The organism is Actinobacillus ureae ATCC 25976, from assembly GCF_000188255.1.
Taxonomy (GTDB): Bacteria; Pseudomonadota; Gammaproteobacteria; order Enterobacterales; family Pasteurellaceae; genus Actinobacillus; species Actinobacillus ureae.
In genome coordinates, this window is record NZ_GL831081.1 from 610103 (window position 1) to 611035 (window position 933).

At 32.8% G+C, this 933-nt stretch carries 1 protein-coding gene; it reads right to left on the reverse strand.

What is annotated here, in order from left to right; all coding sequences use genetic code 11:
• Positions 1-795, reverse strand: a complete 795-nt coding sequence (locus HMPREF0027_RS10845; RefSeq protein ID WP_005625206.1) for a hypothetical protein — start codon at positions 793-795, stop codon at positions 1-3.
• Positions 796-933 lie beyond the last annotated feature (138 nt).

Sequence of the window (933 nt, forward strand, 5' to 3'; positions counted from 1 at the left end):
CTATCCCAAAAATGTCGTACCGCTGAAAAAATAAACCGGTTGAGCAGTTAACTTTTGCATCAATGATTCTAATTCGGCATCAATCTTTAATATTTGCTTTAACCATAACAAATCTTCGCTCGATAAATATTGATATGTGGAAAGATTGAGTAATTGATAATGCCCTAATTCAGCCTTTAACGGTTGTAACTTTTCATCTAATAAAAAATGATCAGAAAGCAAATAATAGTGCGTTTCGAGCACAGCATTCCAAACATAGCGAATCAAATCAATTTGTGAAAATGATCCTTCCCCATTCTCAAATAAAGAAACTAAAGAGGCTTTTGTTGCTGCTAAATCTTGTACCAATGAAGAAGATTTCTGTAACTGATACTGCTTCATCACCCCTTCCGAGCCGTCATCATATAAATGTAAAACGATCTTACTGATTTTTTCCTTATACTTTGTATAAGTCGGCGATAAATTCAGAAACATCTCAAAACTATGAAACAAATTTAAATGCAAATGTAATTCGAATTGTTTACCTTCTTGAGACAAAATCGTTTGTAATTGTTCAAGTAACGGCTCCACATTATGTTCAACATTACGAGAAAATTGAATGATGCCTTCATATTGTTCGATAACCGTTTGTGGCATTTCAAAACGTGCTAATGAAAATAGACGTAATCTTTGATGATCATGCTTGTGTTTAAGAAAATGCAAAAAGTAACTTAAACTGGGAATGGTTGCAAAATCAATATAGATATCGACTGCCTGTAGTTGGGGGTTCTTTCCATAACTTTTTATTTTAAACAATAATTTAATCAGGCAATCTAGCTATAGCGAGGTCAAATTATTTATAGGCTATTTGTGAATCGGAGAAAAAATACTTCTATGTTCTGCTTATTTGCATAAAGCGTGCTGAATTATACTCTGTGATTCAAACAGATACAA